The sequence below is a fragment of the Escherichia ruysiae genome (assembly GCF_031323975.1).
Classification (GTDB): Bacteria; Pseudomonadota; Gammaproteobacteria; order Enterobacterales; family Enterobacteriaceae; genus Escherichia; species Escherichia ruysiae.
The window spans coordinates 4,141,418-4,154,857 of the sequence record NZ_JAVIWS010000001.1; the positions used below are offsets into that span (position 1 = coordinate 4,141,418).

At 50.7% G+C, this 13,440-nt stretch carries 13 protein-coding genes and 1 riboswitch; of the genes, 12 read left to right on the top strand and 1 reads right to left on the bottom strand.

The features are described from left to right. The first annotated feature begins 83 nt into the window (after positions 1 to 83). From bioB to uvrB, 5 genes are all read left to right on the top strand, one after another. A complete protein-coding gene (gene bioB / locus RGV86_RS19875) occupies positions 84 to 1,124 on the top strand; it encodes a biotin synthase BioB (protein WP_000951210.1) in 1,041 nt (346 codons plus the stop codon). Then, positions 1,121 to 2,275 carry an 8-amino-7-oxononanoate synthase gene (gene bioF, locus RGV86_RS19880; protein ID WP_085460538.1) on the top strand — a complete coding sequence of 385 codons (1,155 nt, stop codon included), beginning with the start codon at positions 1,121 to 1,123 and terminating at the stop codon, positions 2,273 to 2,275. Before bioB ends, bioF begins: the two co-directional genes overlap by 4 nt. Then, entirely contained in the window at positions 2,262 to 3,017 is a 756-nt protein-coding gene (bioC, locus tag RGV86_RS19885; protein ID WP_309508452.1) for a malonyl-ACP O-methyltransferase BioC, read from the top strand. The genes bioF and bioC overlap by 14 nt, the downstream gene beginning before the upstream one ends. Further along, a complete protein-coding gene (bioD, locus tag RGV86_RS19890) occupies positions 3,010 to 3,690 on the top strand; it encodes a dethiobiotin synthase (protein WP_085460540.1) in 681 nt (226 codons plus the stop codon). The genes bioC and bioD overlap by 8 nt, the downstream gene beginning before the upstream one ends. A 573-nt stretch (positions 3,691 to 4,263) precedes the next feature. Beyond that, complete coding sequence (gene uvrB / locus RGV86_RS19895) at positions 4,264 to 6,285, top strand: excinuclease ABC subunit UvrB (protein WP_000042545.1); 2,022 nt, start codon at positions 4,264 to 4,266, stop codon at positions 6,283 to 6,285. Positions 6,286 to 6,496: 211 nt separating this feature from the next. Here the strand turns inward: uvrB and yvcK are convergent, their stop codons facing one another. Beyond that, positions 6,497 to 7,405 carry a uridine diphosphate-N-acetylglucosamine-binding protein YvcK gene (gene yvcK, locus RGV86_RS19900; protein WP_010347415.1) on the bottom strand — a complete coding sequence of 303 codons (909 nt, stop codon included), beginning with the start codon at positions 7,403 to 7,405 and terminating at the stop codon, positions 6,497 to 6,499. Between the two features lie 265 nt (positions 7,406 to 7,670). Beyond that, positions 7,671 to 7,815: riboswitch (molybdenum cofactor riboswitch) on the top strand. Here yvcK and moaA point away from each other — a divergent pair. From moaA to RGV86_RS19935, 7 genes are all read left to right on the top strand, one after another. Then, positions 7,803 to 8,792, top strand: coding sequence for a GTP 3',8-cyclase MoaA (gene moaA / locus RGV86_RS19905; RefSeq protein WP_001295301.1), 990 nt, complete (start codon positions 7,803 to 7,805; stop codon positions 8,790 to 8,792). Its footprint overlaps the riboswitch before it by 13 nt. A gap of 21 nt (positions 8,793 to 8,813) precedes the next feature. After that, positions 8,814 to 9,326, top strand: coding sequence for a molybdenum cofactor biosynthesis protein B (gene moaB / locus RGV86_RS19910; RefSeq protein ID WP_000084634.1), 513 nt, complete (start codon positions 8,814 to 8,816; stop codon positions 9,324 to 9,326). A gap of 2 nt (positions 9,327 to 9,328) precedes the next feature. Then, entirely contained in the window at positions 9,329 to 9,814 is a 486-nt protein-coding gene (gene moaC / locus RGV86_RS19915; protein ID WP_000080885.1) for a cyclic pyranopterin monophosphate synthase MoaC, read from the top strand. Next, complete coding sequence (moaD, locus tag RGV86_RS19920) at positions 9,807 to 10,052, top strand: molybdopterin synthase sulfur carrier subunit (RefSeq protein WP_085460541.1); 246 nt, start codon at positions 9,807 to 9,809, stop codon at positions 10,050 to 10,052. The genes moaC and moaD overlap by 8 nt, the downstream gene beginning before the upstream one ends. A 1-nt stretch (position 10,053) precedes the next feature. Then, positions 10,054 to 10,506: a molybdopterin synthase catalytic subunit MoaE gene (moaE, locus tag RGV86_RS19925; RefSeq protein WP_000852301.1), complete on the top strand. Its 453-nt coding sequence runs from the start codon at positions 10,054 to 10,056 to the stop codon at positions 10,504 to 10,506. 134 nt (positions 10,507 to 10,640) lie between these two features. Next, positions 10,641 to 11,345, top strand: a complete 705-nt coding sequence (locus RGV86_RS19930; RefSeq protein ID WP_000373623.1) for a Bax inhibitor-1/YccA family protein — start codon at positions 10,641 to 10,643, stop codon at positions 11,343 to 11,345. A 305-nt stretch (positions 11,346 to 11,650) separates the two neighbouring features. Beyond that, complete coding sequence (locus RGV86_RS19935) at positions 11,651 to 13,312, top strand: phosphoethanolamine transferase (RefSeq protein WP_000011423.1); 1,662 nt, start codon at positions 11,651 to 11,653, stop codon at positions 13,310 to 13,312. Positions 13,313 to 13,440 lie beyond the last annotated feature (128 nt).

Consider the following 13,440-nt stretch of genomic DNA (forward strand, 5'->3'; position numbering starts at 1 on the left):
CGACTTGTAAACCAAAATGAAAAGATTTAGGTTTACAAGTCTACACCGAATTAACAACAAAAAACACGTTTTGGAGAAGCCCCATGGCTCACCGCCCACGCTGGACATTGTCGCAAGTCACAGAATTATTTGAAAAACCGTTGCTGGATCTGCTGTTTGAAGCGCAGCAGGTGCATCGTCAGCATTTCGATCCTCGTCAGGTGCAGGTTAGCACTTTGCTGTCAATTAAAACCGGTGCTTGCCCGGAAGATTGCAAATACTGCCCGCAAAGCTCGCGCTATAAAACCGGGCTGGAAGCCGAGCGGTTGATGGAAGTTGAACAGGTGCTGGAGTCGGCGCGCAAAGCGAAAGCGGCGGGATCGACACGTTTCTGCATGGGCGCGGCGTGGAAGAATCCGCACGAACGCGATATGCCCTATCTCGAGCAGATGGTGCAGGGGGTAAAAGCGATGGGGCTGGAGGCGTGTATGACGCTGGGGACATTAAGTGAATCCCAGGCGCAGCGCCTCGCGAACGCCGGGCTGGATTACTACAACCACAACCTGGACACCTCGCCGGAGTTTTACGGCAATATCATTACCACACGTACCTACCAGGAACGTCTCGATACGCTGGAAAAAGTGCGCGATGCCGGGATCAAAGTCTGCTCAGGTGGCATTGTGGGCTTAGGCGAAACGGTAAAAGATCGCGCCGGATTATTGCTGCAACTGGCAAACCTGCCGACGCCGCCGGAAAGCGTGCCAATCAACATGCTGGTGAAGGTGAAAGGCACGCCGCTGGCGGATAATGATGATGTCGATGCCTTTGATTTTATTCGCACCATTGCGGTGGCGCGGATCCTGATGCCGACCTCTTATGTGCGCCTTTCTGCCGGACGCGAGCAGATGAACGAACAGACTCAGGCGATGTGCTTTATGGCCGGAGCAAACTCGATTTTCTACGGTTGCAAACTGCTGACCACGCCGAATCCGGAAGAAGATAAAGACCTGCAACTGTTCCGCAAACTGGGGCTGAATCCGCAACAAACCGCCGTTCTGGCGGGCGATAACGAACAACAGCAACGTCTGGAACAGGCGCTGATGACCCCGGACACCGACGAATACTACAACGCGGCAGCCCTATGACCTGGCAGGAGAAGATTAACGCGGCGCTCGATGCGCGGCGTGCTGCCGATGCCCTGCGTCGCCGTTATCCGGTGGCACAAGGCGCCGGACGCTGGCTGGTGGCGGACGGACGGCAGTATCTGAACTTTTCCAGTAACGATTACTTAGGTTTAAGCCATCATCCGCAAATTATCCGTGCCTGGCAGCAGGGTGCGGAGCAATTTGGCGTCGGTAGTGGCGGTTCCGGTCACGTCAGCGGTTATAGCGTGGCGCATCAGGCGCTGGAAGAAGAACTGGCCGAGTGGCTGGGTTATTCGCGGGCGCTGCTGTTTATCTCCGGTTTTGCCGCTAATCAGGCGGTCATTGCCGCGATGATGGCGAAAGATGACCGCATCGTTGCCGACCGGCTTAGCCACGCCTCCTTGCAGGAAGCGGCCAGTTTAAGTCCGGCGCAGCTTCGCCGTTTTGCTCATAACGATGTCGCTCATCTGGCGCGCCTGCTTGCTTCCTCCTGTCCAGGGTTGCGACTGGTGGTGACAGAAGGCGTATTCAGTATGGACGGCGATAGTGCGCCGCTGACGGAAATCCACCGTGAGACGCAGCAGCACAATGGCTGGTTGATGGTCGACGATGCCCACGGTACGGGCGTTATCGGGGAGCAGGGGCGCGGCAGCTGCTGGCTGCAAAAGGTAAAACCAGAATTGCTGGTGGTTACGTTTGGCAAAGGATTTGGTGTCAGCGGTGCGGCGGTGCTTTGCTCTGAAACTGTGGCGGATTATCTGCTGCAATTTGCCCGCCATCTTATCTACAGCACCAGTATGCCGCCCGCTCAGGTGCAGGCATTACGTGCGTCGCTGGCGGTCATTCGCCGTGATGAGGGTGATGCACGGCGCGAAAAACTGGCGTCACTCATTGCGCGTTTTCGTGCCGGAGTACAGGATTTGCCGTTTACGCTTGCTGATTCATGCAGCGCCATCCAGCCATTGATCGTCGGTGATAACAGCCGTGCGTTACAACTAGCAGAAAAACTGCGCCAGCAAGGCTGCTGGGTCACGGCGATTCGCCCGCCAACCGTACCCGCTGGCACTGCGCGACTGCGCCTGACCTTAACCGCAGCTCATGAAACGCAGGATATCGACCGTCTGCTGGAGGTGCTGCATGGCAACGGTTAATAAACAAGCCATTGCGGCGGCATTTGGTCGGGCTGCCTCACAGTATGAGCAACACGCAGAGTTACAGCGTCAGAGCGCCGATGCCTTGCTGGCAATGCTCCCGCAACGCAAATACGCCCGAGTGCTGGATGCTGGCTGTGGACCTGGCTGGATGAGCCGCCACTGGCGCGAGCGCAGCGAGCAGGTGATGGCGTTAGATCTCTCGCCGCCAATGCTTGCCCAGGCACGCCAGAAGGATGCCGCAGATCATTATCTGGCGGGGGATATCGAATCCCTGCCGTTAGCGACTGCGACGTTCGATCTTGCATGGAGCAATCTCGCGGTGCAGTGGTGCGGTAATTTATCCACGGCATTAGGTGAGCTTTGTCGCGTAGTACGCCCCGGCGGCGTGGTGGCATTTACCACGCTGGCGCAGGGATCGCTCCCTGAATTACATCAGGCGTGGCAAGCGGTAGATAAACGGCCTCATGCTAATCACTTTTTACTACCCGCTGACATTGAACAGGCGCTGAAAGGCTTATGTTATCAACACCATCTTCAACCCATCACCCTGTGCTTTGATGATGCGCTCAGCGCCATGCGTTCGCTGAAAGGCATTGGCGCAACGCATCTTCACGCAGGGCGCGACCAGCGAGTATTAACCCGTTCACAGTTACAACAACTGCAACTGGCCTGGCCGCAACAACAGGGGCGATATCCTCTGACGTATCATCTTTTTTTGGGAGTGATTGCTCGTGAGTAAACGTTATTTTGTCACCGGAACGGACACCGAAGTAGGGAAAACTGTCGCCAGTTGTGCACTTTTACAAGCCGCGAAGGCAGCAGGTTATCGGACGGCAGGTTATAAACCGGTGGCCTCTGGCAGCGAAAATACCCCGGAAGGCTTACGTAACAGCGACGCGCTGGCGTTACAGCGCAACAGCAGCCTGCAGCTGGATTACGCAACGGTAAATCCTTATACCTTCGCAGAACCCACTTCGCCGCACATCATCAGCGCGCAAGAGGGCAGGCCGATAGAATCATTGGTAATGAGCGCCGGATTACGCGTGCTTGAACAACAGGCTGACTGGGTGTTAGTGGAAGGCGCTGGCGGCTGGTTTACGCCGCTTTCGGATTCCTTCATGTTTGCAGATTGGGTAACGCAGGAACAACTGCCGGTGATTCTGGTCGTTGGGGTAAAACTGGGCTGCATCAATCATGCAATGCTGACAGCACAGGCAGTACAGCAGGCAGGGCTAACACTCGCAGGCTGGGTGGCGAACGATGTCACGCCGCAGGGTAAACGCCACAGTGAATATATGGCTACGCTCACCCGAATGATCCCCGCGCCGCTGCTGGGGGAAATTCCCTGGCTTCAGGAAAATCCAGAAAGTGCGCTAACCGGAAAATATATAAATCTCACATCACTGAAGTAGCAAAAAAATTGGTTGAATTGCGAGCGAGATCGCGTCTTCGGTCGCCCGTAATTTAACCAACCAAATGCTAAAAAAATCGCGAAAAAAATTTTACCCCGGCATTATACGATTAGTATGGGAATTGCCCAGGCGGCTGGACATAGGGGCTGCAGGTAGTTATCCACTATTCCTGTGGATAACCATGTGCATTAGAGTTAGAAAACGTAAGGTAAGCGAGAGAATACGCGGCTTGCACGCAAATTGGCGCTAAAGACGGCTTAAATAAATATTTTTTATTTTTCAATCTGTTAGATAAATGCAATGGCTGTCAGGAAAGTGTCATCTCCTGCAATAAATCCGTCATCAGCCATCTTGACAAATGTTAAAAAAGCCATTGCTCTGGGGATAACCCTGCAGACCAGAGTTTTATCTCGTCACAGGGTCAATTTTGCCTACGGTTGAGACCTTAGTTTACGGCGTAACAGAAATGTTGTGGTGTGAGACTGTTTTTCTATCCAGTATAATTTATTGGCATTATTAATCATGACGAGTAAAATTACACACCTGCCCGCCCATTCCTTCAGGTAGCAACTCATGAGTAAACCATTCAAACTGAATTCCGCGTTTAAACCTTCTGGCGATCAGCCGGAGGCGATTCGACGCCTCAAAGAGGGGCTGGAGGATGGCCTCGCGCATCAGACTCTGCTTGGCGTGACGGGGTCGGGGAAAACCTTCACTATTGCTAATGTCATCGCTGACCTGCAACGCCCAACTATGGTGCTGGCGCCCAACAAAACGCTGGCAGCGCAACTATATGGTGAGATGAAAGAGTTCTTCCCGGAAAACGCGGTGGAGTATTTCGTCTCCTATTACGATTACTATCAGCCAGAAGCCTATGTTCCGAGTTCAGATACGTTTATTGAGAAAGATGCCTCAGTAAACGAACATATCGAACAGATGCGACTTTCAGCAACCAAAGCGTTGCTGGAGCGGCGAGATGTCATTGTCGTAGCGTCAGTTTCCGCAATTTATGGTCTGGGCGATCCTGATTTATATCTCAAGATGATGCTGCACCTCACGGTCGGTATGATTATCGATCAGCGCGCGATCCTGCGTCGCCTGGCGGAGTTGCAATACACCCGCAACGACCAGGCATTCCAGCGCGGCACTTTTCGCGTGCGGGGTGAGGTGATCGACATCTTCCCGGCAGAGTCCGACGACGTTGCGCTACGTGTAGAATTGTTCGACGAAGAAGTGGAACGTCTCTCGCTTTTCGACCCACTAACCGGGCAGATTATCTCGACCATTGCGCGTTATACCATCTACCCGAAAACGCACTATGTTACGCCGCGCGAGCGCATTGTGCAGGCGATGGAAGAGATTAAAGAAGAACTGGCGGATCGGCGCAAGGTACTGCTGGCAAATAACAAGTTGCTGGAAGAGCAGCGGCTGACCCAGCGTACCCAGTTTGATCTGGAGATGATGAATGAGCTGGGATATTGCTCGGGCATCGAAAACTATTCTCGCTTTCTTTCCGGGCGTGGGCCTGGCGAGCCACCGCCGACGCTGTTTGATTACCTGCCTGCCGATGGGCTGCTGGTGGTTGATGAATCACACGTCACCATTCCGCAGATAGGCGGTATGTATCGCGGCGACCGGGCGCGTAAAGAAACGCTGGTGGAGTATGGTTTCCGCCTGCCATCGGCGCTGGATAACCGTCCGCTGAAGTTTGAAGAGTTCGAAGCATTAGCCCCGCAAACCATCTATGTTTCCGCGACGCCCGGCAACTATGAACTGGAGAAATCTGGCGGCGACGTGGTGGATCAGGTGGTGCGTCCAACCGGATTGCTTGATCCAATTATCGAAGTGCGTCCGGTCGCGACCCAGGTCGATGATCTTCTTTCAGAAATTCGCCTGCGGGCGGCAATTAACGAACGCGTTCTGGTGACGACGCTGACCAAGCGGATGGCGGAAGACCTCACCGAATATCTCGAAGAACACGGCGAGCGCGTGCGTTATCTTCACTCCGACATTGATACCGTTGAACGTATGGAAATCATCCGCGACTTGCGTCTGGGCGAGTTCGATGTGCTGGTTGGCATCAACTTACTGCGCGAAGGTCTGGATATGCCGGAAGTGTCGCTGGTGGCAATCCTCGACGCCGACAAAGAGGGCTTCCTGCGTTCTGAACGTTCGTTGATCCAGACCATTGGTCGTGCGGCACGTAACGTTAACGGTAAAGCGATTCTCTACGGCGATAAGATAACCCCGTCAATGGCGAAAGCGATTGGCGAAACCGAACGTCGCCGCGAGAAACAGCAGAAGTACAACGAAGAGCATGGCATTACACCACAAGGGCTGAACAAGAAAGTGGTCGATATCCTGGCGCTGGGGCAGAACATTGCTAAAACCAAAGCCAAGGGCAGAGGGAAAGCGCGCGCGATTGTTGAGCCGGATAATGTGCCGATGGATATGTCGCCAAAAGCGTTGCAGCAGAAAATCCATGAACTGGAAGGGCAGATGATGAAACACGCACAAAACCTGGAGTTCGAAGAGGCGGCGCAAATTCGTGACCAGTTGCATCAGTTGCGTGAGCTGTTTATTGCGGCTTCGTGACGAGATGAAAAAGCCGGAATGTTCTTCTGGTTTGAGGCTGATGAGAAACGTAAAATTGCCTGATGCGCTACGCTTATCAGGCCTACATGCACTCTGCAATATATTGAATTTGCGCGATTTGTAGGCCGGATAAGGCGTTCACGCCGCATCCGACATGAACAACGCGCACTTTGTCTGCAATCTGACGCCGGAATGTTCTTCCGGTTTTCCGTTAACCCAACGCCTGTAACGCCTTTTCCAGTGCGTTATGTAACAACTGGCGGTCATGACGATAGGGGATATCGCTGGCCTCCAGTACATCCTGAATCACTATTCTGTCGGTGACCGCAGAAACATCCACTTTCGGCCCAACGACGACGGCATCAATAACCTTCTTGCCGACATACTGCTCCATAATCGCCAGCTTATTTTCCAGTTTCAGATTCGCCGCTGGTAGGCTAAGTTCACGTCCCAGATTGCCGATATAGACCATCGGTGCTGGCGTGCGGCGTAATGCCTGCGCCATTTCCTTAAGCAGCAGGATCGGCATCAGGCTGGTATAAAAACTGCCTGGCCCGATAAGAATCAGATCTGCTTCATTGATAGCATGTACAGCTTCACGCGTAGCAGGCACATTAGGGGTTAACAGTAATTCCTGAATCGGCGTGGTTAACTGGTCAATATTTACCTCGCCGTAAACTTCATGCCCCTGATCGTCAATCGCCATCAGATCAACGGGATGCTCTGACATCGGAATCAAATGCGCATCCACTTTCAGCAGATTACGAATTAAATTGATGGCTTCCAGAGGCCGCACGCTAAGGTGGTCCAGCGCCTTTAACATCAGGTTTCCAAGGTTATGCCCGGAAAGCTCGCCATTACCGCCAAAACGATATTCAAACATCGCGGAAGCGACGCTGGGTTCTGTAATTAACTGATTAAGACAGTTGCGCATATCGCCCCAGGCAATACCGCCTTCTGAGCGGCGAATACGCCCTGTTGAACCACCGTTATCGGTGGTGGTCACAATGCCCGTTAAACGAGAACCCAAAGACGAAAGTGATGAGAGAACGCGTCCCAGTCCATGCCCTCCGCCGAGAGCAACGACACGATCAAGGTCAGCCAGCGTACGATTGCGCATATAAATTCCTGAAGTCAGATTATCCGCGCTACAGTAGCGCAACTGACAGGGAAACAGCAATTAACCCGCCAAAATTGAGGATACAAATAATTGTTTTCTACCTCTAAAGGACGATATACGCACTGCATTGCTGATGATGTACATCAAAGTAAAACCATCATTTTCCCTTATTCTGTAGGGAAATAGCACGATCATGACGCTATATACATGATTACATAGCGAAAAGTGTGAATGGTAAAAATCTCATTTACACGCTAGTATCGGCATAACCACTAAACACTCTAGCCTCTGCACCTGGGTCAACTGATACGGTGCTTTGGCCGTGACAATGCTCATAAAGATTGCCACCAGGGCGAAGGAAGAAATGACTTCGCCTCCCGTATCTGGAAAGGTGTACATGGCTTCACAACTGACTGATGCATTTGCGCGTAAGTTTTACTACTTGCGCCTGTCGATTACCGATGTGTGTAACTTTCGTTGCACCTACTGCCTGCCGGATGGCTACAAGCCGAGCGGCGTCACTAATAAAGGCTTCCTGACCGTCGATGAAATTCGTCGGGTTACTCGCGCCTTCGCCAGTCTGGGCACCGAAAAAGTGCGTCTGACAGGCGGCGAGCCGTCTTTACGTCGCGACTTTACCGATATCATCGCCGCTGTGCGGGAAAACGACGCTATTCGCCAGATTGCGGTCACCACCAATGGTTATCGCCTGGAACGCGATGTCGCGAACTGGCGCGATGCAGGCCTGACGGGCATTAACGTCAGCGTTGATAGCCTCGACGCCCGTCAGTTTCATGCCATTACCGGGCAGGATAAATTCAACCAGGTAATGGCAGGCATCGATGCTGCATTTGAAGCCGGGTTTGAGAAGGTTAAAGTCAATACCGTGCTGATGCGGGATGTCAATCATCATCAACTCGACACCTTTCTGAACTGGATCCAGCATCGCCCCATTCAGCTGCGTTTTATCGAACTGATGGAAACGGGCGAGGGCAGCGAACTCTTCCGCAAGCACCATATTTCTGGTCAGGTTCTGCGTGACGAGCTGCTGCGTCGCGGCTGGATCCATCAGCTTCGTCAACGCAGCGACGGCCCCGCACAAGTCTTTTGTCATCCGGATTACGCCGGAGAGATCGGCCTTATCATGCCGTATGAAAAAGACTTCTGCGCCACCTGCAACCGCCTGCGCGTCTCCTCCATTGGTAAACTCCATCTCTGCCTGTTTGGTGAAGGCGGCGTTAACCTGCGCGATCTGCTGGAAGACGATACCCAGCAACAGGCGCTGGAAGCGCGTATTTCGGCGGCGCTGCGGGAGAAAAAACAGACCCATTTCCTGCATCAAAACAACACCGGTATTACGCAAAACTTATCGTACATTGGCGGTTAAAACGTCAAAAGGAGAGATCAGATGAGTCAGGTAAGCACTGAATTTATCCCGACCCGTATTGCTATTCTTACGGTTTCTAATCGTCGCGGTGAAGAAGACGATACCTCCGGTCACTATCTGCGCGACTCGGCGCAGGAAGCAGGCCATCACGTTGTCGATAAAGCCATTGTCAAAGAAAACCGCTACGCCATTCGCGCTCAGGTATCTGCGTGGATCGCCAGCGACGATGTGCAAGTGGTGCTGATTACAGGTGGTACTGGCCTGACAGAAGGCGATCAGGCGCCAGAAGCACTGTTGCCGCTGTTCGATCGTGAAGTCGAAGGCTTCGGCGAAGTGTTCCGTATGCTGTCGTTCGAAGAGATTGGCACCGCAACCCTGCAATCTCGTGCGGTGGCGGGTGTTGCTAACAAAACGCTGATTTTCGCGATGCCCGGCTCGACTAAAGCGTGCCGCACCGCCTGGGAAAATATCATCGCCCCGCAGCTGGATGCCCGTACGCGTCCGTGCAATTTCCATCCACATTTGAAGAAATAAGTATGTCGCAACTGACCCATATCAACGCCGCTGGCGAAGCGCACATGGTGGATGTCTCCGCCAAAGCGGAAACTGTGCGTGAAGCGCGCGCCGAAGCCTTTGTCACCATGCGCAGTGAGACGCTGGCGATGATCATTGATGGTCGCCATCACAAAGGCGACGTATTTGCCACTGCGCGCATTGCCGGTATTCAGGCGGCAAAACGCACCTGGGATCTGATCCCGCTTTGTCATCCGCTGATGCTCAGCAAAGTTGAAGTCAATTTACAGGCTGAGCCGGAACATAATCGGGTACGAATTGAAACGCTTTGCCGCCTGACCGGGAAAACGGGTGTCGAAATGGAAGCATTAACCGCAGCCTCCGTGGCGGCGCTGACCATTTATGACATGTGCAAAGCGGTGCAAAAAGATATGGTGATTGGTCCGGTACGTTTGCTGGCGAAGAGCGGCGGCAAGTCGGGTGATTTTAAGGTGGAAGCGGATGATTAAAGTTCTTTTTTTCGCCCAGGTGCGCGAGTTGGTGGGAACAGATGCAACCGAAGTGGCTGCGGATTTCCCAACCGTTGAAGCGTTACGCCAACACCTGGCAGCGCAGAGCGATCGCTGGGCGCGGGCGCTGGAAGATGGCAAATTGCTGGCTGCCGTCAACCAGACGCTGGTGAGTTTTGACCATCCGCTGACTGACGGCGACGAAGTTGCTTTCTTCCCGCCGGTAACCGGAGGTTAAGATGGCAGAAACCAAAATTGTTGTCGGATCTCAGCCTTTTAGCGTTGGGGAAGAGTACCCGTGGCTGGCTGAGCGTGACGAAGATGGTGCAGTGGTCACGTTTACCGGTAAGGTGCGCAACCATAACCTGGGCGACAGCGTCAAAGCATTAACCCTCGAACACTATCCGGGGATGACGGAAAAAGCACTGGCGGAAATCGTGGATGAGGCGCGTAACCGCTGGCCGCTGGGGAGAGTCACGGTGATTCATCGCATTGGCGAATTATGGCCGGGCGATGAAATCGTATTTGTCGGGGTCACCAGCGCGCATCGTAGCAGCGCGTTTGAAGCCGGGCAGTTTATTATGGACTATCTCAAAACCCGCGCACCGTTCTGGAAGCGTGAAGCCACGCCGGAAGGCGACCGCTGGGTTGAAGCCCGGGAGAGCGATCAGCAGGCGGCAAAACGCTGGTAGTTTTTGTTAGCCGGATAAGGCACCGCTGCGTCCGGCAATTTCACCGCTCTGGACATACGTTTACGCTGCGTCGATGCACACCCTCATCATTTGCAGTATCCTTTAGATATTCCTTATATCTTCAGGAGAAAGTCATGGACAGATTCCCACGTTCAGATTCAATCGTACAACCCCGTGCTGGCTTGCAAACCTATATGGCGCAAGTCTATGGCTGGATGACAGTTGGTTTGTTACTGACCGCATTTGTTGCCTGGTATGCAGCCAACTCTGCTGCCGTTATGGAGCTGCTATTCACTAACCGTGTCTTCTTAATCGGTTTGATAATCGCGCAATTAGCTCTGGTTATCGTGTTATCAGCGATGATTCAAAAACTCAGCGCGGGCGTAACGACGATGCTCTTTATGCTTTATTCGGCGCTAACGGGCTTAACGCTCTCCAGTATTTTCATTGTATACACTGCCGCCTCTATTGCCAGTACCTTCGTTGTCACCGCCGGGATGTTCGGCGCGATGAGTCTGTATGGTTACACCACGAAACGCGATTTAAGTGGCTTCGGCAATATGCTATTTATGGCATTAATTGGTATCGTCATAGCCTCGCTGGTGAACTTCTGGCTGAAAAGCGAAGCATTAATGTGGGCAGTCACTTACATCGGCGTGATTGTCTTTGTTGGACTGACGGCGTATGACACTCAGAAACTGAAAAATATGGGTGAACAGATTGATACCCGCGACACGTCGAACCTGCGTAAATATTCCATTCTTGGCGCCTTAACGTTGTATCTGGACTTCATCAACCTGTTCCTGATGTTGCTGCGGATATTCGGTAACCGCCGTTAAACGCATTTCTTATAAAAATCCCGGAACGACACCGGGATTTTTTATCTATTCGATAATAAGTATATATTTAAAAAATAGACATAAAGATATAATTCACATTGATTATATCTATGCATATGATGCATTTTTATAAATCTGGTATACCTATAAGAAAATAGAGTACAATCCTACGGTTTTATTAATGGCTGGCGATATTCATCTGTTAAATAAATGCTTGCGGGTAAAAATCAATCATCTGCTGATAATATATTTCAATGGGATTAATTTTTAAATATATATTCATATAATAAATGGATCAGGGTTCTATGTCTTTCGTATTACCATCGATAACGGCTTATCCTCGGCAGTCAAAAAAATACATTTTCATCGCATTGCTACTTGTGTCTGTATTACTCCAGCTTTGGCCTGTTTATTTTTTACAGCCATTGAGAGTTATCCTGCGCGTCGGTATCTGCAACTTGCTAATCATCCTGTGTTTGACAGGGTGTTATCGATTATTTGTTGGGAAAATAGTCGCATTGAGTGTGTCACTATTATTGACCATTAATTTTATAGTCGCGCTTTGTACATGGCAAATTTATCAAAGTGAATTTAATATTATCTTTGCAATGAGTATCATGGAAACCCACTGGTCTGAAGTGAAAGCAATGTCGGGGTTATATCTATCCTGGATGCCAGTATGTGTTGTTTATTTCTTGCTGACTTATTTTTCTATACCCATGGGCGTTAAGTGTGTGTCTACTAAGGTTCAATGTGCATCACTGGTGATACTATTAATATTTATCTCATGGTTTAGTTACAATCAATGGAGTAAACAGAAAAAAGATGGTCTTGGAGGATACTCTCCATTAAGCTCCAGGGTGTTAAGATTTACACCATTTTATACCGCTGCCGATTTTATTATTGCTTATCGAGATATTTCTTTTGCCAGAGAAATAAAACAAATTGATATGGATTTACCGGGATTGATCGCTAAAGAAACGGATATTGAAAATTATGTTATTATCGTAGGGGAGTCTGTACGGCGCAGTAATATGAGTTTGTATGGCTTTGGTATCAATACCACGCCTGTACAAAATGAGATTGGACCACAGGCGCTTATCTTTGATAATGCAGTTTCTCCAGCGGCGGCAACAGTAACTTCTGTTCCGATGATCCTCAGTAAAGCGACAACAGAAAGTTTTACCACTGCGGACTTATCAAATAATGTTATTGCCGTAGCTAATAAAGTGGGGTATCAGACTACCTGGTTAAGTACCGTGGGTATGTCCGGGAAGCATAATAACTATATTACGCTCATTGGTCGTTCCAGTAATAATACACATTGGGTAAGCGAGGAATACGATGATAGCCTTCTGCCGTTGTTGGATGAAGCATTAAAAGTCAAGGGTAAGAAATTAATACTGCTACATGGTAATGGTAGCCATGAAATTGCCTGTACACGCTACCCTGAATGGGCAGGTAAAATTAAAACTGGGGATAAATACGAGGATTGCTACAACAACTCCATACGATTTACCGATTACATCATTGGCGAAATCATGAAAAGACTGGAGGGAAGTAAATCCTCATTACTCTATTTTTCTGACCACGGTCTGGAGAAAAATCCCAATATTCCATCGTATTATATGCACGCCGCAGATACTCCCAGTAAAGAAGCCTACGATGTACCGCAATTTATCTGGTATAGCCAGGCTGCTATCGCCAGTCAACCGCGTAAACTTGGACACATTCAAGAAGTTTATTCATTGCTTAATAACTATGCGATGATTCTTGACTGGCTGGGCATCTCTACCCACGAAGAGCATTGCAATTCGCCATTATCTCAGTGTTATCGTCCGCACTCCTCTATTCCAGTAACGGATGGCACCCGAGCTAAAATATATGAATATAAAGATCTGCGAGACACCTTTACATCACCGAAGAAAAAGGTTTCTTATCGCGAAGCCAGTCCGAATCCGCTGTAATTTTATGCTGAGAGGACATCGCCAGATGTCCCCTGATGATTATTAAGGAAACAACAAACATTACTCTGGCGTAAAACATACTTTGTTAAAGGGCTGTAGCGTATCAGAATGCAGGAAAGCATTAGTTG